This is a genomic window from Lactobacillus delbrueckii subsp. jakobsenii ZN7a-9 = DSM 26046, from assembly GCF_001888925.1.
Classification (GTDB): Bacteria; Bacillota; Bacilli; order Lactobacillales; family Lactobacillaceae; genus Lactobacillus; species Lactobacillus delbrueckii.
In genome coordinates this window covers 106,590-124,022 of record NZ_CP018218.1, presented here as the reverse complement: position 1 = coordinate 124,022, position 17,433 = coordinate 106,590, and the positions used below count along the sequence as shown (strand labels likewise).

The 17,433-nt window shown below is 47.3% G+C and carries 17 protein-coding genes and 2 pseudogenes; 10 read left to right on the top strand and 9 right to left on the bottom strand.

Annotation, left to right across the window (positions count from 1 at the left end):
* The first annotated feature begins 43 nt into the window (after positions 1-43).
* From LJ046_RS10745 to tagD, 5 genes are all read left to right on the top strand, one after another.
* A complete protein-coding gene (locus LJ046_RS10745) occupies positions 44-208 on the top strand; it encodes a glycosyltransferase (RefSeq protein WP_472382566.1) in 165 nt (54 codons plus the stop codon).
* Complete coding sequence (locus LJ046_RS00760) at positions 130-777, top strand: glycosyltransferase (RefSeq protein WP_002879383.1); 648 nt, start codon at positions 130-132, stop codon at positions 775-777. The genes LJ046_RS10745 and LJ046_RS00760 overlap by 79 nt, the downstream gene beginning before the upstream one ends.
* A 162-nt stretch (positions 778-939) precedes the next feature.
* Complete coding sequence (locus LJ046_RS00755; protein ID WP_002879381.1) at positions 940-2,373, top strand: oligosaccharide flippase family protein; 1,434 nt, start codon at positions 940-942, stop codon at positions 2,371-2,373.
* A 20-nt stretch (positions 2,374-2,393) separates the two neighbouring features.
* Positions 2,394-3,305 (top strand): LicD family protein, encoded by a 912-nt coding sequence (locus tag LJ046_RS00750; protein WP_002879378.1) that lies wholly within the window; start codon positions 2,394-2,396, stop codon positions 3,303-3,305.
* Between the two features lie 16 nt (positions 3,306-3,321).
* Complete coding sequence (gene tagD, locus LJ046_RS00745; protein WP_002879377.1) at positions 3,322-3,786, top strand: glycerol-3-phosphate cytidylyltransferase; 465 nt, start codon at positions 3,322-3,324, stop codon at positions 3,784-3,786.
* Between the two features lie 134 nt (positions 3,787-3,920).
* Here tagD and LJ046_RS00740 read toward each other — a convergent pair whose 3' ends face one another.
* The 6 genes from LJ046_RS00740 to LJ046_RS00715 form a co-directional block, all read right to left on the bottom strand.
* The gene (locus tag LJ046_RS00740) at positions 3,921-5,264 is read right to left on the bottom strand and encodes an IS66-like element short variant transposase (protein ID WP_035176717.1); all 1,344 of its coding nucleotides are present in this window, start codon (positions 5,262-5,264) and stop codon (positions 3,921-3,923) included.
* A 178-nt stretch (positions 5,265-5,442) separates the two neighbouring features.
* Positions 5,443-5,790 (bottom strand): IS66 family insertion sequence element accessory protein TnpB, encoded by a 348-nt coding sequence (tnpB, locus tag LJ046_RS00735; RefSeq protein WP_002879374.1) that lies wholly within the window; start codon positions 5,788-5,790, stop codon positions 5,443-5,445.
* The gene (locus tag LJ046_RS10275) at positions 5,783-5,965 is read right to left on the bottom strand and encodes a hypothetical protein (RefSeq protein ID WP_002879373.1); all 183 of its coding nucleotides are present in this window, start codon (positions 5,963-5,965) and stop codon (positions 5,783-5,785) included. Before LJ046_RS10275 ends, tnpB begins: the two co-directional genes overlap by 8 nt.
* Positions 5,966-6,062: 97 nt before the next feature.
* The gene (locus LJ046_RS00725; protein WP_002879372.1) at positions 6,063-7,733 is read right to left on the bottom strand and encodes a putative glycosyltransferase family protein; all 1,671 of its coding nucleotides are present in this window, start codon (positions 7,731-7,733) and stop codon (positions 6,063-6,065) included.
* 349 nt (positions 7,734-8,082) lie between these two features.
* Positions 8,083-8,532: a VanZ family protein gene (locus tag LJ046_RS00720; protein WP_002879371.1), complete on the bottom strand. Its 450-nt coding sequence runs from the start codon at positions 8,530-8,532 to the stop codon at positions 8,083-8,085.
* Between the two features lie 109 nt (positions 8,533-8,641).
* Complete coding sequence (locus LJ046_RS00715; protein WP_002879370.1) at positions 8,642-9,070, bottom strand: GtrA family protein; 429 nt, start codon at positions 9,068-9,070, stop codon at positions 8,642-8,644.
* Positions 9,071-9,257: 187 nt separating this feature from the next.
* Between LJ046_RS00715 and LJ046_RS00710 the strand changes: the two genes are divergently transcribed.
* The 4 genes and pseudogenes from LJ046_RS00710 (at position 9,258) to LJ046_RS00695 (ending at position 12,284) form a co-directional block, all read left to right on the top strand.
* Entirely contained in the window at positions 9,258-9,965 is a 708-nt protein-coding gene (locus LJ046_RS00710; RefSeq protein ID WP_002879369.1) for a VanZ family protein, read from the top strand.
* Positions 9,966-9,975: 10 nt separating this feature from the next.
* The gene (locus tag LJ046_RS00705; protein ID WP_002879368.1) at positions 9,976-11,499 is read left to right on the top strand and encodes an ATP-dependent nuclease; all 1,524 of its coding nucleotides are present in this window, start codon (positions 9,976-9,978) and stop codon (positions 11,497-11,499) included.
* A 169-nt stretch (positions 11,500-11,668) separates the two neighbouring features.
* Positions 11,669-11,761, top strand: a pseudogene (locus LJ046_RS00700) (peptidoglycan-binding protein); the annotation flags it as partial.
* Between the two features lie 19 nt (positions 11,762-11,780).
* Complete coding sequence (locus tag LJ046_RS00695) at positions 11,781-12,284, top strand: hypothetical protein (RefSeq protein WP_002879366.1); 504 nt, start codon at positions 11,781-11,783, stop codon at positions 12,282-12,284.
* A gap of 306 nt (positions 12,285-12,590) precedes the next feature.
* Here the strand turns inward: LJ046_RS00695 and LJ046_RS00685 are convergent, their stop codons facing one another.
* From LJ046_RS00685 to LJ046_RS00675, 3 genes and pseudogenes are all read right to left on the bottom strand, one after another.
* On the bottom strand, positions 12,591-13,283 hold the full coding sequence (locus LJ046_RS00685; protein ID WP_002879365.1) for a glycerophosphodiester phosphodiesterase: 693 nt from the start codon (positions 13,281-13,283) through the stop codon (positions 12,591-12,593).
* Positions 13,284-13,393: 110 nt separating this feature from the next.
* A pseudogene (locus LJ046_RS00680) lies at positions 13,394-14,047 on the bottom strand (histidine phosphatase family protein).
* Positions 14,048-14,061: 14 nt separating this feature from the next.
* Positions 14,062-14,724 (bottom strand): matrixin family metalloprotease, encoded by a 663-nt coding sequence (locus LJ046_RS00675; protein WP_002879364.1) that lies wholly within the window; start codon positions 14,722-14,724, stop codon positions 14,062-14,064.
* A 195-nt stretch (positions 14,725-14,919) separates the two neighbouring features.
* Here LJ046_RS00675 and helD point away from each other — a divergent pair, with 195 nt between their 5' ends.
* Positions 14,920-17,199, top strand: a complete 2,280-nt coding sequence (gene helD / locus LJ046_RS00665) for an RNA polymerase recycling motor HelD (RefSeq protein WP_002879362.1) — start codon at positions 14,920-14,922, stop codon at positions 17,197-17,199.
* Positions 17,200-17,433 lie beyond the last annotated feature (234 nt).

Below are 17,433 nucleotides of genomic sequence, written 5' to 3'. Positions count from 1 at the left end.
CCTTAGCTAAACTTAAGAATAAAAAAACGTTAAGTTTATTTATTTGGTACATGACGTTGAAGAATTGAGAAAGTTTTACTATTGTAAATTTTTTGAGGAAGATTTCAACCAGATGCTTAAGTATGCTGATTGCTTGATCGTTCACAACGATTCCATGAAAATTTTTTTGAGGATCGTGGTGTTGACCCAAAGAAATTGGTTACGCTAAAAATATTTGACTATTTGATTCCAAATGGTGAAATTAACCATGCTAAATTTGAGAGATCCGTTTCAGTTGCTGGTAATCTGGATGTAAGTAAGACACAATATTTGAAAGATATTGGAAAGATAGATGCAAAATTTAATCTTTATGGGTTAAATTTTACTCTAGATGCTTACAAAAATGTTGAGTATCATGGCGCTTTTCCAGCTGATGAGATTCCAAATCAATTAAATTCAGGCTTTGGATTAATTTGGGACGGTAGTAGCATTGAGACTTGTGATGGCGCCTTTGGCAATTACCTACGATATAACAATCCTCATAAACTGTCACTGTATCTCGCTTCAGCTTTGCCAGTTATCATTTGGAGCCAAGCAGCTGAAGCTAGCTTCATCATTGATAACAATCTCGGACTAACTATTGACTCCTTGAATGATCTACCAAAAGTCCTGAATAAAGTGACAAAAGAAGAATACGAACACTTCGCGATCAATGCGAGAGAAGTAGCTAAAAAGCTCAGAAGAGGCGACTTCACCAAGGTTGCTTTGAAAAAAGCAGTTAAAGCTTTGGAAAAGTAAAAACGGCTTGGTTAAGATATGGCCCTAGCTACTATCCTGATGACGAAAAAATCTTGTTAAAGGTATTAAAAATAGTAAGACCGTATGGTAATTGTCACAGTGGCAGCTTAATTTGTATGGTATTACGGTTCGACAGTAGCTTTTATTAGATTGAGAGCGTAAATGAATAATCCGAGCATTAAGAAAAATATATTCATTAGCACCTTATATCAGGTCTTATCTATAATTACACCATTAGTTACGGCACCTTACGTTTCCAGAGTTATCGGGACTGATGGGATTGGGGCCTACAGCTGGACTTCCTCAATTCAGACCTACTTTTCCCTGGTCGCGGCCTTGGGGACGGTTTCATATGGGATGCGGGAAATTGCCCGCAACCGCAACGATGTTAAAAAGCGGAGCCAGATTTTTTGGGAAATTGAGCTGCTGAGTGTTTTTACCTCCCTGGCCATGCTGCTGTTATGGGGAATTTACCTAGGCTTTCAAAGCCACTACCGGGTTATGTTCCTTATCTTGACCTTGAACCTGTTCAACACTATGCTGGACATCTCCTGGTTCTTTGATGGCTTGGAGCAATTCCAGTATACTGTGACCAAGAACGCCCTGGTCAAGGTGGCTGGGGTTATCTTGATCCTGCTCTTCGTCAAGAGTCCTAAGGATACCAACCTTTATGTCTTCATCATGACGGGGACGACCTTGCTGGGGACCATGTCTATGTGGCTGGAGCTGCATAAGTTCGTGGTAAAAGTTCCAATCAAACTGGTCAACTTGAAACGGCACTTCCATGAAACTCTGATCTACTTTATTCCGACCATTGCCACCTCCATCTATACTTATATGGACAAGACCTTGATCGGCTTCATGACCCAGAACAACGCGGAAAATGCCTACTATGAGCAGGCAACCAAGATCATCAATTTGACCAAGGCAGTGACCTTTACCGCCGTCAACAATGTCCTGGGGGCCAGAATTTCCTACTTGTTTGCCAAGAAGAAAGAGAAGGAAATCAAGCAGCGGATCCAAGGATCCATAAATTATATCCTTTTCATCGGAGTGGGGATCGGCTTTGGCCTGCTCGGAATTGCGGATACCTTTGTGCCGGTCTTCTTCGGTCACGGCTGGGATAAGGTGGCACTTTTGCTCCGTTTGTTCAGCCCGCAGATCGTGATCATCGGGATTTCCAATTGTCTGGGTTCGCAATACTACAACCCGGCTGGCCTGCGGAAGCAGAGTGCGGTTTACATTATCATCGGGGCAGTCGTCAACTTTGTCTTGAACCTGTTCTTGATTCCACGCTTTGCCAGTGCCGGGGCAACTTTTGCCTCAATCATCGCGGAATTGACAATCAGCCTGCTTTACCTTTACCATGACAATGGCTACTTAGAGCCGTTTTATATTGGCAAGGTGATCTGGAAAAAGCTGATTGCCGGAACTCTGATGATGCTGGTCATCCTGGCCTTGAATCCATTTGGCAATCCTGGCATCATCAAGCTGGGCATCCAATTTGTTTTAGGCGCGGGTACTTACCTGGCGACCTTATTTATCATGAAGGATGATTCTGTTGGCCTGCTTAAGAAGATTTTGGGCAGGGGATAAGGGAGATTTTAGAAAAGACAATGGACAATATTAAGCTCAAGCTCTCAGAAGATTTTTTTAAAGAAGAAGTCAGAAACGACTATACAGTCAGCCCGGAGATGAAGAAGGTCTGGGCCGTGGAACTGGATCTTCTGGACCAGCTGGACCTAGTCTGCCAGAAATATGATATTCCCTGGTATTTGTCCGGTGGTTCTCTCTTAGGCGCTGTTCGTCACCAGGGCTATATTCCTTGGGATGATGATATCGATTTGATGATGTACAGGAAGGACTTTGAACGCCTCTGCGAAGTTGCCAGTCAAGAATTTACGGAACCTTATTTTTTTCAGACTGAAGAAACGGATACAGGATCTATACGAGGGCATGCACAGTTGCGTAATTCGGCTACCACTGCAATCTTAAAGTCTGAGGAGTACTTTCACTACCAGTTCAACCAGGGGATTTTTATCGATATCTTCCCATTAGACAATGTGCCAGATGATCCGGAAGAGCGGCAGGCTTTTGTCAAAAGCGTCAACCAGCTCAAACACCGGGCTCGGCAATTTTACAACTACTGCAACGGATATCCGAACAAGAATCTGTCTGGACTAAAGCAATTTTTGCTTTATACCAAGTTCTTTTTTGAAAAGAAAAAGAGCGGTGGCCGCAACATTTATTACGACCGCTTTGCCAAGGAAATCACCAAATATGATGACCAGGACACCCAAGAGGTCATGATGGTCATGTTGGAGACAGAAAAGTGCTGCTGGAAGCGCGAGTATGTGGCCAATCCAGTCAGAGTGCCGTTTGAGATGCTTAGCCTGCCGATCCCAAAGGATTACGATCCTTTGCTGACCAAGCAGTACGGCAAATGGAATGTCTTTGTCAGAGGCGGGTCTATCCATGGCTCAGTCATTTTCGACCCAGACAAGTCTTACAAGGAATACCTGAAATAGGGGACAAGGAGCAATTATGAAACGCGTAATTACTTATGGAACATTTGACCTGCTGCACTACGGACATATCAACCTGCTGAGAAGGGCCAAGGCTCAGGGCGACTATTTGATCGTTGCCTTGTCTACTGATGAGTTCAACTGGAATTCCAAGCACAAGAAGACCTACTTCTCATATGAGCAGCGCAAGCAACTGCTGGAGGCCATCCGCTACGTTGACTTGGTTATCCCAGAAAAAGACTGGGACCAAAAGCGCAGCGACATGCATGAATATCACATTGACACTTTTGTCATGGGGGATGATTGGAAGGGCAAGTTCGACTTTTTGAAAAAAGAGGGTGTCAACGTCGTTTACCTGCCAAGAACCCCGGAGATCAGCTCATCCAAGATCAAGCATGACCTGTATGACGCTAACGAGGTAACTGAAGAAAGCAAGTTATCTCACGAAGATTTGGACACTGATCCGGACCATGCTAAAAAGTAAATCAGCAAAGTAAAAGAGCATTCCCAACGGAATGCTCTTTTAATGTCTAAAAATATTCGTAAGCACCCAATAGTACGGTATATTAAAATCCCATCCTAGCAATGCTAAGATGGGATTAATCAGTTTATGGGACTTTACTTACAGTGGAGCTGAACATTCTCAGCCCATGGTAAATAGGCTTCCAGACGTTGATTGTCTAATAATGACAGCTCATTGGGCAGCTTGTCTAGAAGATAGTTGATATATTTGAATTGATCCAAGCCATTTTGCTTGGCGGTTTCGAGTATGCTCATTATGATTGCCATGGACTTGGCGCCGGTACTACTCTGTGAAAAGAGCCAGTTCTTGCGTCCCATGACGATCTCTTTGATTGCTCGTTCTGCTCTGTTGTTGGATAGTTCAAGGCGACCATCTTTTAGAACGTTCATGAACTTGTCCATGTGCTTTATGCAATACTGGAAGGCTGTCCCCAACTTGCCGGAAGGCAACACGGAGATTGATTTCTTGGAGCACCAGTCGGAAAACTTCTCTAGCAGAGGCTTTAATTCGGACTGACGCTTCTCGTATCTCTCTTCAGCGGAAAGGTCTTCCCAGGCGCGCTCCAGGCTAAACATTTGATTACAGTAGTGGATCCCTTGATTAGCCACCGAAGTTGCGTCGGATTCTCTGGCCTTGTCTTTAGGCAAGGAATCATGGAATTTCCGTCTTACATGAGCCATACAGCCTATAAGAGTCACATCTTGTTGGCTTAATCGTAAATAGCCAGGATATTGATCACAGTGAAGGTATCCGCTAAAGCCTGTGAGGAAATCCCATGCTTCGGTGCCTTTTCGTGATCCATGGTGATACAGGACAATCGGCTTTTCGGCATGCTTGCCTGACAAGAAGGTCCAGACGTAGTCTTTGGCTCCTTCGCTGTCTAAGACTCGATATGGCGTCTCATCTGCGTGAATGACATCCAGCTTTAGCAGCTCTTTTCTCAAGAGCTCGTAAAGGCTGGATAGGTAGTACTCACAGACTTTGATATGCCAATTCGAAACCGTCTTGTGATCAAGCGGAAGGCCCATACGCCGCAAGTCTTTCTCTTGCCGGTAGGCAGGAAGCTTGAGAACGTACTTCTGATAGATAGTATTTGAGATCAAAGACGCTGAGCCAAGACTGTTGGTTAACGGAGCCTTGGGTACAGGAGCTTTGATAATCTTGTCGGCTGGCGCTTCATAACTGCAGTGCTGGCACTTGTAAGAGTGTTGGATGTGATCGATTTTCTTAACCTGGGCTGGAATGTAGAGCAGCTCTTGTCTAGCACAGAAGCTGCCGATCTCTTTCAGTTCGTGCTGGCAGTCTGGACAAGTAAGATCATCCAAACGATGATGAACCTCCTCGCCCGGCAGAGAGTCTAAGACATCTTGCTTTCTGCTGACTTGCTTGCGTCTCTTATAGGTAATAGTTTCGGTAATGCGAGGGCAAGTCCTCGTCATCTTGGGAGGCGTTGTCTTCTTCGAAAAGGCTCAGCGTTCAGTAAGAAGGGCAACCTGCTTGAGCAATTCTTCGTTATTTGCTTTGAGCGTTTCGATTAAAGCTAAAGTTTCTTTGTCAGCCATGGTCGTTGTCCCTCCTTGATTCATAATCATAAGAATACCAGAAAAGCTCGTGAAATCAATAGAATTCACGAGCTCTTGCGGTATTAATCTTAGGATCAATGGTAAAGCCCTGCATCAAGCGCATGACTTGTTCATCGGACAACTCTCGAACTTCGTCTTCACTGTTCGGCCAGGCCAGCTTCCCGTTCTCAAAGCGCTTATAGAGCAGCCAGAATCCCTGGCCGTCCCAATATAGTGCCTTGAAGCGATCTCTCCGGCTACCGCAGAAGAGAAAGATGCATCCGGAGAATGGATCGAGATTGAAACTCTTCTTAACTATGTAAGCAAGTGAATCGATTCCCCGGCGCATGTCGGTCTTACCGCAAACAATGAACACTCGACCTAACTCAACCAGATTAATCATGGCTCAAGAACCTGTCTACGACTTCGAGCATAAGCTCGCTAGTGGCATCACTGTAAAATGATAGCTCAACCCCTTTGGACTTCAGATTGAGAACGAGCCTGTTCTTTGGAAGCTTATTCCTAGGTCTGAGTTTGCCCTTCGGCAGCTCGAGCGGTACGATTGGATGTTCAGTCATAATATCGTGTTCCTCCGTATTCAATTGTTAAGAACAGTATATGACTATTGACTGGGGGTTGATAGATACCGCGCTATTGGGTGCTTACTGTGTTTTTCTATTGTGCATATTTGGCCTTGAACTTGACCAAGTAGATAAGCAAGGCGAGCCAGCTGAGGATGCTGATGACTATGCTCAAGTAGAAGACAGGACTGGCCTTGTAGCCTACCGTGACGGTGTTTTGCCCGCGCTTGAGGCCGACTACAACCGTCCCCCGGTTGCCGCGGCGGAATGCATGCTTTTGCCCATTGACGCTGACAGTGGTGTGCTTGTAGGCAATTACCGGCAAGTCAACATCAGCTGCTTTTTCACTTTTGACCTGGTAAGAAATTTGATTGGCTTTGATTAAAGGACTCAGGGTTAAAGTCTTGCCATTCAAGTAGGCTTGGTGCATTAAAAGAGAATTTCGCTTTTGCACGCTGGTCAGTGAGCTTTTTGGCATATAATCAAAGGCGCCAAAGAGAATCTTGTAGTTGAACTGGTTGTAATAGTTATAGTCGCGCAGGCGCTTGAATGGCGCTGGCTGTGTGCTGTTGGCACTGGTTTTCGGCATGTCTTGAACATGCTTTAAGGTATCCCGGTAAACTGACAAGGAACTAAGGGAGAAGAGGGCCATGAAGACGGCTAAGCTGCAGCTGAGAGCCAGCTTTTTTCGGCCGGTCACATGCTCTTCAAGCACGCTGCTGCTGCCCAGGGCAAAAAGGATGGTTAAGAAAAGTGAAGCGTAGGAAAGATAGCGGACAGGCAGCTGAACCATTTCAAAAGGCGTACCAGCAGTGAGCTTCCAAGGGAAATAGCGGGTGGCCAAGAAGCAGGCAAAGAGGCCTAAGCCGTAGATGATCCAGTTCCGCCGGCTCTCAATAAAGGCCCAGGCAGTAAGGATTGTTAACATCAGCATGAAGCTCAGATTCCAGCTGTTTTGGGGGGCAGAGAAGGGGTTGAGGAGCAGGTTGCGTGGGCCCATGGCCATGGTGTAGACGATTCCAGGATAGGCACTGAAGAGCCCTTGGCCGATAAAGTCAGTGAAAAAAGGCACGATTACTGGCAAAACCAGGAAGACACAGACACCGGCAGACAAAAGCAGGGACTTAATCCGATCCTTGCTGATGCCGCGGCTGGTGATCAGCTTGATAATAAAGAGGATTACGGCAAATTGCAGACTCAAAAAGACAGAGAGGATGTGGGCATAAGCAACCAGTGCCCCGCTGATAGCCAGGAGGTACCATTTTTTCTTGTCGCCCCACAGGACTTCATAGATGCCCAGGAAAAGCAGGGGCAGGAAGGTTACAGCAAGGTATTCGCCAAAGACTGCCTCGCCCAGGTAAAGCCGGTAAGGGGCAAATGTATAGACCAGGGAGAAAATAAAGCTGGCCAGAGACTTCTTTGAGTATGCCTTCATGGAGAAGTAACTGATTGTAGCCGTGGCAAAGGTTACTAGGGCGTACCAGGCGTAAAAGGCGTTGACCGGGGAAAGAATAAAACGCAGGAAGGCCCATGGATAAAGGAAAATACATGGGTAAAAGAGGAAAGAAGCAGCTCCAGTGTTGTGGAAAGTTCTGGCCGCGATAAAGGTGAAGAAGGAGCCGGACTTAAGGTTCAAGTAGATTTCTTCTACCCGGGCAGCGTGGAAGGTCCAGTCTGAGACGGCAAAGATCGCCTTGCTGCTAGCCAAATAAAGGGTGGTCAGCAAAGTGACGAAGAGCAAAAGGCCCAGGTAAAGCAAATTCAATTTACGCGGGTTGCTCTTATTATTGTGGAGATTATTTTTTATATCCAATTTAGAAATACCTTTCTATTTGTTCGTATTCATTAAGATTTCCTTTGATATTTTTTCCATATCGCATTCTCTTTTGAAAGCACCGCCGATTGGCGGGAGGGAAAGTATGATTTGTTGAATGTGGAGGAGTTAGTATTTTTTCCTTCCTTCTGATAGCAAATTGTAAACAATACATATTATACATTTTTTAGCTGTTTATGATAATTTGAAAATAGCAATGATGAAGCAAGGAAATGCTAAAGATGAAAAAAGAGTGCCGGGAAAGCACTCTTTTTAGCAATTAGCAAAATGTATTAGCGGTTTAGTTGACTGCCCGCTTGGCCCATGTACGCTGGAGCAAGAGGATTAAGCCAATCCCGAGCAGGTAGCCGGCGATATCGAAAGGAAAGTCAGTTGGGTCGAATTCCCGGCCGGGAACCAGCAGCTTGCTGGTCTGGTCAAAGAGGGAGAAGGCGGCTGACAGGGCCAGGGCTGACCAGGCATAGCGCTTTTGCCAGCGGCTGAAGAAGTAGCAGGCACTGGCGCCGAGCAGGAAATACTCAGCCGTGTGGGCCAGCTTCCGCATCATGTGGTAAATCGGGTACTCAGCCATCATAGTACCGGTCAAGTGAAAATGAACCTTCTCAAATAAGTTGACGAACTTTAAGGTCAGCTGGGCTGACTGGCCGGAATTCTGGAAAGTCAGGCCGCTGATCAGCAGGACCGACCCCAAGCATCCCAAAAAGGCTAAAATAATATTTCTTTTCCGCATTTTCACCCTTCCTCTCTGGTTAAACTGACTTCAAGATTAACACGAAAATGCATTAGTTGAAACTTTTAGCCGGAATAATTACCATTTCTTAGCAATTAATTCAGATAGATTATTCTGAGTCCTTGGATTCAAAGATCCAGAACTTGCTGGCCACATAGTTGATAATAACGACAACCACGTTGGCCAGGATCTTGATGACCATGCTGTTTAAGTGCATTTGTTCAGCGAAGATGAACATGATGGCCATGTCTAAAAGGGCAGTCCCGATTCTGGCCGCGAAGAAGCTGGCGATTTCACTGGCGTATTCCTTAAAGGTGGATGCCTGGCTGTGGAAAACCCACTTGCGGTTGGTCAAGTAGGCAAAAACGATGGACAGGAACTGAGCCATGATCGTCGCTGGCATGATGTCCCACTTGAAGACGCTGTTGCAGAGCCAGTAGGAGAAGATGTTGACCAGGGTGGTTATGACGCCCCAGAAGACATAGGGGATGATATCCTTGTACTTGTCCCATAATTCATTGATTTTTTCTTTGTACATGTTTGATACTCCAATTTTATGTATTGTTGTAATTGAAAGCACTAATATAAAGAATAGCACAGAGCAGAACTTTGGAAAAATGATCTTGTGATATTGATAATAAAATTAATAATCACAACTTTTGTTGATAAGTCGACTAATGGTATAAAATATGTAGAAAGGAATTCGTAAGGGGAAGTGAAAAAGAATGTATCATGAACTGGCTTTGCTGATCCGCTTTGTGGTCATTGCTGCTTGTGTTTTGGCAGGCTACTGGGCTATCCGCACGGGGAACTCCTTTTTGCGGCTGGTAGTAACGGTTATCTATGGCTGTGCTTTGATCTACTATGTGTTTGCCTCAAGAATGCTGACGGCTGCTGTCTACTACTGGCAGCATCCGGCCCAAATGGCCGCCGGCTCAGAGGTCTTGAAAGACCCGGCCTTTTGGAAATGGGGGCTGAAAAAAGTCTTTGCCAGTTCAAACTATGGCGGCCGCTACGGCTTTTTGATGAATGTTCTGCTCTTCGTGCCCTTGGGCTACATTATTCCATCCTGGTCCAAGTGGCTGCATAGCATCATGATCACCACATTTATGGCCTTCTGCCTGTCCTGGTTTATTGAACATTTCCAGCGGATGACAGGGCTGGGCACATATGATGTTAACGACATGATCGCCAACACCATTGGTGCCTTCTTAGGAGCCGTAGCAATCATGCCGACCTTGTGGATGTGGGACATCCAGGCCAGAAAACTCCGCAAGGCCCGGGAACACGCGGAAGCTGAAGCCAAGGGGGAAGCAGAAGCTGCCCGTTTGGACCGGGTCAGCCGGCAACTGGCCAACCCAACTGAAAAGGTACCGAAGGTTAAGATGAGCCGGAAGGACTACCGGCAAAGACACGGCGACGAAGCCGATTAAGGAGCAAATCATGTTGCTGCGTGCGGTTGAGCTGCATAACTTTCGCGGTTATCACAATTTTAAGCTGAAATTTGCTCCCTTGACCAGTCTCTTAGGTGAAGGGGAAGTGGGCAAGAAGACCATCCTGCGGGCTCTGGACATTTTTTTCAACGGCCCTTTGGCTAAGCGGCCTTTGAAGCTGCAAGACTTAAACGAGAAAGCCTTCAAGGCCGGGGACTGGCAAATTGCCATCACTTGCTATTTCGATGATTTTGCTATCAAAAAGTCCTTTGACCTTAAGCAATATTTGGAAGAAAGCGACAGCTTCGCGGAAGAAGGCGGGGACTTTCAGCCAGTTACGGACCAAAACCGGGGCCGCTACCGGCAGCTTTCAGCCAGCATGCCCCTGTATGTCTTTTTTGATCAAGAGTCAAAGGCGGCCAGCCCCTTGAACTTCGTGGTCCGCAGCGCTATTCGCGACAAGGCGGCCGAAATCAAGGAAATTCAGGGCTACCTGGACGACCGCCTGGGCCGCAGTCTCTCCCAGCTTCTGGCCAACTACCGGGACTTGGGTGAACCAGCTCCCCAGTTTGTCTTCCAGGATCCCAACCTGGCTGAACTAATCAAGCAGCGGGAAAAGGTCGGAGTGACGGGAACGGCCAAGGTCAGCCGGATTATTCTGGCCTTTCTTTTAGCCCAAAGTGAAAATGCCAGCATCGACAACGTGGTCTATGCCTTTGAAGCGAATGATTTGTCGGAGGAAGATGAAGCCTTGTTGGCCCAGGCCCTGCTTAAACTGGTCTCTAAGAACAAACAGGTCATCTTGATTCCGCGCACGCCGCACTTGATGGGTCTTCTGCCTTTGGAAGGGATCAAGATCATCAAGAAGGTTGCCGGCCAGCAGCAACTTTTGAATGACAGCCAGATCTTGGCGGAAGTGTCTAGCAGCTTGGGCCTGGCGGCTGACCAGCGGGCGGTCAAGTCCCGTTGCGTTCTCTTGGTCGAAGGGCAGGAAGACGTCCGTTTTGTGACCAAGATCAACCAGTGGATGTATGAAGAAAAGCTGGTAGACGCGACTTTTGCTGAAAAAGGGCTCTTTATTTTACCGGTCGGGGGATGCGGCAGTCTGCTGGCCTGGCTGAATTTTGACCTTTTTTCTAAACTGAATGAACCTTGGTTCATCTTGATCGACTCAGACAAGGGGACGGATGAAGCTAAGCAGAGCCAGCGGCACTTGCACCGGATCAGGGCAAAATATCCAGGGATGCAGACACATATTCACGCGACTTTTAAGCGGGAGATTGAGAACTACCTGGTCTTTAAAGAGGGCAAGAAGACACATGTCTTTGCGCCATACGAAGACGTTAAGCAGCACATGTATGACTTGATGCAGCAGCGCCACCAAAGCTGGAGCAAAGATAAGACGGCTTCCAAGCTGATGGAGCAGATGGATTTAGCTGATCTGCAGGACTACTATGAAAAAGACGGGCAGAAGCACCGGGAATTAGTAGAATACTTCTTGCAGATTGACCATTTTATCGATGGGTTGGCATAAGCCGCTAAAAACAAGTTAAGAGCTATTTTTACCAATGGACAAAAGGCAATTTGTTCATTGGCTTTTTGTTTTATTTAGCAAAAATGCGCTAGAATAGAGATGTTAATCTAATATACGGGAAAAGAAAATGGAGTAAATTTCTTTGAAGAAACGGAAAGATATCAAAAAGTTGCTGCTGGCTTCTATTATGGCTCCAGAAGTAGCGGCTACGCTTGTTGGAACGGCTGCTAAACTATTACCAGCGACATTCATTGCTGCTTAGCTTTTAAGGAGGTGATTAATTGGGGTTGTTACAATTAATGCTTGGTGTGCTTGGATTCACAGTGTTATTAAGTTCTCTTTTTTTGACAATGTTGGTACGGCGACAAGCTGCGCATCAAAAGCGTAGTGAAGCCTATATAGAAGTAGCTAAATATCTGGGTGAAGATCCAACTTTATTTAAGAAGGTGAACCAATTAGTCAAATTGGAAAGCACAACAAAGATTTTATCATTGGTGTTTTTCTTAGGTGGCTGGATAGTCTATTCAATAAACGATTTTCTGATAATTTCTTTGGACGATAGTGTCCGTGTAATGATTTTGTGGACATCAATTGTCTTGTTTGTTATCTTAACCATTGTGCAGATGATGCTAGAATTTCGGCACAAAAAATTGTTGGCTTTTCCTCTGTCTAATATTTCTCCAGTAGAGAATACTGCAGGAGAGAAACGCTGGATTCTCAGCAAGATACTGTTAATGATTGGGACGGCGATATTGACAACATGGCTACAGCTTGTGGCTCAATGATTACTAACTGATAAACTTTCAAAAATTGATCCGTTAGATTGTACACTAACGGATCGTCCAGAAACAGCTTGAAACAAAGCCTAAAATCCGATTCAAATAAGTGACCCGAAGCGTTATTAGAAATCGTTTCGGGTATTTTTATGGGTAGTCGTGTGTAGCCATTGCTATAATTGATCTTATATTGCACGAGATGAGGACGGCTATATGAACAAAACAATGCGACAGATTGCTGCTGATAGAGGCGTTAGCAAAATAACCGCGCAAAAAAGAGCTGCCCGCTAAGGCAACTCTCCTCATATATTCGCGTTAGTAATTTGCCACCCGCTTGCGCAGGTCCATCATATCTTCGAACTTGTTGGTGAAAAAGCCGGCCGCGCCGTACTCAATAATCTTCTTGGCCCGCAGGGGACTGTCCACCGTCCAGATCCGCTCCGGCGTGTCCGTGTCGAGCAAGCGCTTGGGGTGGACCCCCTCAAAGCCGTGCTCCTTGACAAAAGCTGCCGGGTCCTTGATCCGCTTGTCGGTCAAGAAATTGTAGTTTTCCTTCGGCCGGATCTTCTGCGCGTGGATCAAGGTCTGCAAATTAAAGGAGGAGTAGATGATCTCCTGATTGAACTTGAACTGGTCCGCCAGGGCAAAAATCTTCTCCGGCAAGCCTGGATAATCGAACTTATTGGTCTTCATCTCCAGATTCAGCTGGCCTTCATAGCCAGATTCTTCAGTCAGCTGGAAGAGGTCCTTCAAACGGGGGATCCGCTCGCCATTGGCCAGGTGGAACTGGTCCAATTCCGCCAAGCTGAAATCCTTGATCAGGCCCTTGCCATTAGTGGTCCGCTTGATGTTCTCATCATGCATGATCACTGGCACCCCGTCACGGGTTAAGTGGACATCGAATTCGATCCCCTCAGCTCCGTGATGCATGCAGTAGTCAAAGCCCTCCAGGGAATTCTCCGGGAACTTGGCTGGATAACCGCGGTGACCAAAAATCTTCGTTCTCATATATTTAATTGCGCTCCATCCTTAAACTGGAATCTTGTCTCTTGTCGGCTCATATTATAGTAGCTCTATGCTAACTTGTAAGCCTTTTGTCCGTAAAAATCTGGTAAAAATTACAGCTGCAATTTGTTGTAACTGGTCATCTGCAAATTGCCAGCTTCATCCATCACTAAAGTTGAAATTGATGAATTTCTCGGGTGAACGGTCGTGTCGATCCCGTCCACCGCAAATTTCTGGGCCAGGGTCTTGATAGCAAAACCGTGGCTGACCAGCAGGATATTTTCTGCCCCGTCCAATTGCTGGATCAAGTCAAAACCTTTCTGCCAGCGGGCCCAAAATTCCTTGCTGTCTTCAGCATCGTGGTAGGGGTCAGCCTCCTTGGTCCAGTCAGCTATCTGGTCGCAAGTCGCGTGTTCAGCCAAATCAGCAGCGTTAGTAAAGCCGTGGGCCGCGCCGACCATCCGCCAGGCCACGTCATTGTCCATCCCCTCAAAGTAGCCCTAGAAATGCTCTCTGAAGTAAGGGTAGGCCAGGTGCTGGAGCAGGTCCCTGTTGCAGTTCTTCTCCATGATGATTTCACAGGTCTCGCTGGCCCGTAAAGTGTTGCTAGACAGGGCAATGTCCAAGGGCAGCTCCTGCAAGGCCTCAGCGGCCTTTTCTGCGCCTTCCCGGCCTTCGTCAGTCAAGGGGGTGTCGCACCAGCCCTGCATCTTGTTGTACTTGTTGATAAAAGTTTTCCCGTGTCTAACCAGATAAATCCGTTTCATTTTTCTAACTTGCCTTATGACTTGCTCTTGTAAATCTTCTTAACCAGCTTGATGTCCTTTGGCTGGATCGTGTAGATGGATCCGATCGGGTACATGACAGTAACCCCGGTCCGGTGGTCTAAGCCGATCGCGTGGCCTAATTCGTGTTCAACCGTGTTGACGATTCTGGCCTGCGTGTAGTTGTAATAGTCGTTTTCCAGATAGTAGGTGTTCAGAGCCACCTGGGCTGAGTAGAGCCGGTTGGTGTGGCTGAGATACTTGTAGGTAGTCAGGCCCGCTGCCCCGTTGTTCTTGGAGTTGGCCACGACCACGATCTGGGCGTTCTTCTTGTTTTTAGTCTGCTTAAAGGTAAAAGCTCCCGTCTGGTTCCAGGCTGCCATGGCATTGACCGTGGCGTTGTAGAGGTCGGTTTGCTTGACCCCGATGTAGACCTTGGCCGTCGCCTTTGGCCAGCGGTAGCCGGTCGTGTTCTTAGTGACCTTCTTATTGTTTTCAGCAACGATGCCGCCGCTTAAATCCAGAGTCTTGCTCTTTAAGCCTTTCTGCTCCAGATAAGTGCTGGCCGTGCCCGCTGCTTCCAGCAGGAAAGTCTGTATTTGCTCATGGTAGTTGACCACGGCCGCGGCCATGATCGCTAAGATGAGCAGGTTCTTGATGAAATTAAAAAATCGTCGCATCAATTTTCTCCTTTGCGCTAATTATTATAAGATTTGCCAGCTCTTTTTCCTAGCAAAAAGGCCGCTGAAACTGCTTAAGCTTTTCCTAAGGCGGTCTGGCTTTAGTTTTAAGCTGAAAAATGGTAGAATATTAGGCAAGTTTTTTCAAAGAAAAGCTGTTGGAGTTTATTTTTTTAGAAAAGGTGCATATATTACATGGTAGAAAACTCAGACCGCAAAGCAGAACAAGCCCACTTGGACCAGGTCCTGCAAAAGATTGATCAAAAGAGGGACAAGCTGCAGCAGGCTATCGCTAAAGACAAGGCCGAAGCCCGCAACATCAGCGCCCACTTCTATGATGATATTCGCCTGGACTATGACGACTACTCGACCTCAATGGACACTGCCCTGTCGATTCAGCAGCAGCAGCAAATGCTCAAAGAACGCGACAATGCCTGGCAGGTCAACGCCCGCGAACTATCTACTTTAAAGCGGCTGCATGTCCATCCTTACTTCGCCCGGGTCGACTTTGAGGAGGCTGGCGAAGAGCCGGAAAGCATCTATATTGGCCTGGCCTCCTTCATGGACGAGAACAATGAGCTTTTGATCTATGACTGGCGGGCCCCGATCTCCTCAATCTACTACGATGGCAAGATCGGCAAGGTAACCTACTACTCACCGGAAGGGCCGGTTGAAGTCAACATGAGCAAGAAGCGGCAGTTCATGATCGAAGACGGAACCATCATCAACATGTTCGACACCGACGAAACCATCGGCGACCAGATGCTGATGGAAGTTCTGTCAGAAAAGTCCTCCATCCAGATGAAGTCCATCGTCAAGACCATCCAAAAGGAGCAAAACAAGATTATCCGGGATACGACCAGCGACCTGCTTTTTGTCCAGGGGGCGGCCGGGTCTGGCAAGACCAGTGCCATCCTGCAGCGGATCGCCTTCCTCTTGTACCGCTACCGGGGCAACCTCAAGAGCGGGAATGTGATCATGTTCAGTCCTAACCAGCTTTTTAACGACTACATCGAAAACGTCCTGCCGGAAATGGGCGAGCAGAACATGGTCCAGATGACCTACTGGCAGTTTATCGCCCGCCGCTTGCCGAAGATGAAGGTGCAGAACCTCTTTGACCAGTTTGAAGACCGGCAGGCTGACACGGCAATCGGCCGCTTCAAGGATTCGCTGGCCTTCTACAAGCTGGCTACCCGCTACGGCCAGCACCTGAACCAGTCCGGCATGATCTTCCGCAATATCTATTTCCGGACCAAAAAGAAGCCGTTTTTCAGCAAGGAAGAAATCAAGGAGATCTACTACTCCTTCAATGAAAACTACAAGCTGGGCAACCGGATTGACGCTACCCGCGAGGAACTGATCCGCCGCTTGAACAAACGGGTGGCCAGTGAAGCCCGCAAGGTCTGGGTCAGCCGGGAAATCGAAGGGCTCAGCCGCGAGCAGATGCTGGACATGTACGACCGGCCGGACCAGGAATTCTCTTCAGAAAAGGCTGAACGGGCCTTCCTGGGTAAAAAGATTGTTATCAAGCACCTGGCTAAAGTTGCCCGCCGGATCAACCACAACGGCTTCTTGAACCTGCGGGGTCAGTACCTGGCCTTTTTGCGGGCCGTGCCGAAGATGACGGACCTGGCCAAGTACGGGATCAGCGAAGAAGAATGGCTGGCCCATGTTGAAGAAGTTAAGGCTAAGTTTAAAGAGCAGGAAATTGACCTCCGGGATGCTTCAGCCTATCTTTACCTTTACGACCAGATCATTGCCCGCCAGACTAACCTGGAAATGCGCTACTGCTTTATCGACGAAATCCAGGACTACTCAGCCTTCCAGGTGGCCTATCTGCGCTACAACTTCCCCCGGGCCAAGTTCACCATGCTGGGCGACTTGAACCAGGCGATTTTTACCAAGGACGAGAGCAGCAGCCTCTTAAAGCAGATCTCCGGCCTCTTTGACCCGGAAAAGACCAAGCTGGTTCAGTTGACCAAGTCCTACCGGTCAACCAAGCAGCTGACTGACTACACCAAGCAGATCCTCCGCCATGGTGAAAAAATCGAAAGCTTCAACCGGCAGGGGCCTTTGCCGCAAGTCTGGGGCAGAAGTGATGAAGCAGAAGCTTTAGCGGCTTTGAAAGCAGCTTTAGCGGAAAATGACGCTCAAAAGCTGACGACTGCCATCATCACTAAGGACCTGGAGGCGGCTAAAAAGCTGGCTGACCAGCTTGAGGGGGTCCACCTTATCTCCAGCGCTAACCAGCGCCTGGTGGAAGGGAACCTGGTCTTGCCGTCCTACCTGGCCAAGGGGCTGGAATTTGACGCCGTAATCATGTGGGATGCCTCTAAAGCGACCTACCACGAAGAAGACGAGACCCAGCTGGTCTACACGATCGCTTCCCGGGCCATGTACAAGCTGGACCTGGTTTACGCTGGTGAAAAGAGTCCGCTTTTGCCAACTAATGAAGCAACTTTTGTAAAAAAGTAAAAGAAAAGCTTGACGGCTTTTTAATATTGGCTTAATATTACTAAAAACAGACTTAGAGTCGGTTATATTTCATGCGATGAACAGAAGAAGTAGGCCTGCCTGGACAGATAGAGACTTCCCGCCGGTGGAAAGGGGAGCGAGGGTTGGCTGAACACACGTCTGTGAGCAGGAGGGGTGAAGGCTTAGTAGCTCCTTCCGGGTCAGCCCGTTACCGCTGCAGCTTGAAGGCTTTTT

What these genes read in the sequence shown, in the direction of transcription:
- LJ046_RS00705 (WP_002879368.1), top strand. Translation starts at nt 9,976, where the DNA reads ATGTTGCTGCGTGCGGTTGAGCTGCATAACTTTCGCGGTTATCACAAT.
- helD (WP_002879362.1), top strand. Translation starts at nt 14,920, where the DNA reads ATGGTAGAAAACTCAGACCGCAAAGCAGAACAAGCCCACTTGGACCAG.
- LJ046_RS00720 (WP_002879371.1), bottom strand. Translation starts at nt 8,532, where the DNA reads ATGCGGAAAAGAAATATTATTTTAGCCTTTTTGGGATGCTTGGGGTCG.
- LJ046_RS00710 (WP_002879369.1), top strand. Translation starts at nt 9,258, where the DNA reads ATGTATCATGAACTGGCTTTGCTGATCCGCTTTGTGGTCATTGCTGCT.
- LJ046_RS00740 (WP_035176717.1), bottom strand. Translation starts at nt 5,264, where the DNA reads ATGACGAGGACTTGCCCTCGCATTACCGAAACTATTACCTATAAGAGA.
- tagD (WP_002879377.1), top strand. Translation starts at nt 3,322, where the DNA reads ATGAAACGCGTAATTACTTATGGAACATTTGACCTGCTGCACTACGGA.
- LJ046_RS00750 (WP_002879378.1), top strand. Translation starts at nt 2,394, where the DNA reads ATGGACAATATTAAGCTCAAGCTCTCAGAAGATTTTTTTAAAGAAGAA.
- LJ046_RS00715 (WP_002879370.1), bottom strand. Translation starts at nt 9,070, where the DNA reads ATGTACAAAGAAAAAATCAATGAATTATGGGACAAGTACAAGGATATC.
- LJ046_RS00675 (WP_002879364.1), bottom strand. Translation starts at nt 14,724, where the DNA reads ATGCGACGATTTTTTAATTTCATCAAGAACCTGCTCATCTTAGCGATC.
- LJ046_RS00685 (WP_002879365.1), bottom strand. Translation starts at nt 13,283, where the DNA reads ATGAGAACGAAGATTTTTGGTCACCGCGGTTATCCAGCCAAGTTCCCG.
- LJ046_RS00755 (WP_002879381.1), top strand. Translation starts at nt 940, where the DNA reads ATGAATAATCCGAGCATTAAGAAAAATATATTCATTAGCACCTTATAT.
- LJ046_RS10275 (WP_002879373.1), bottom strand. Translation starts at nt 5,965, where the DNA reads ATGACTGAACATCCAATCGTACCGCTCGAGCTGCCGAAGGGCAAACTC.
- tnpB (WP_002879374.1), bottom strand. Translation starts at nt 5,790, where the DNA reads ATGATTAATCTGGTTGAGTTAGGTCGAGTGTTCATTGTTTGCGGTAAG.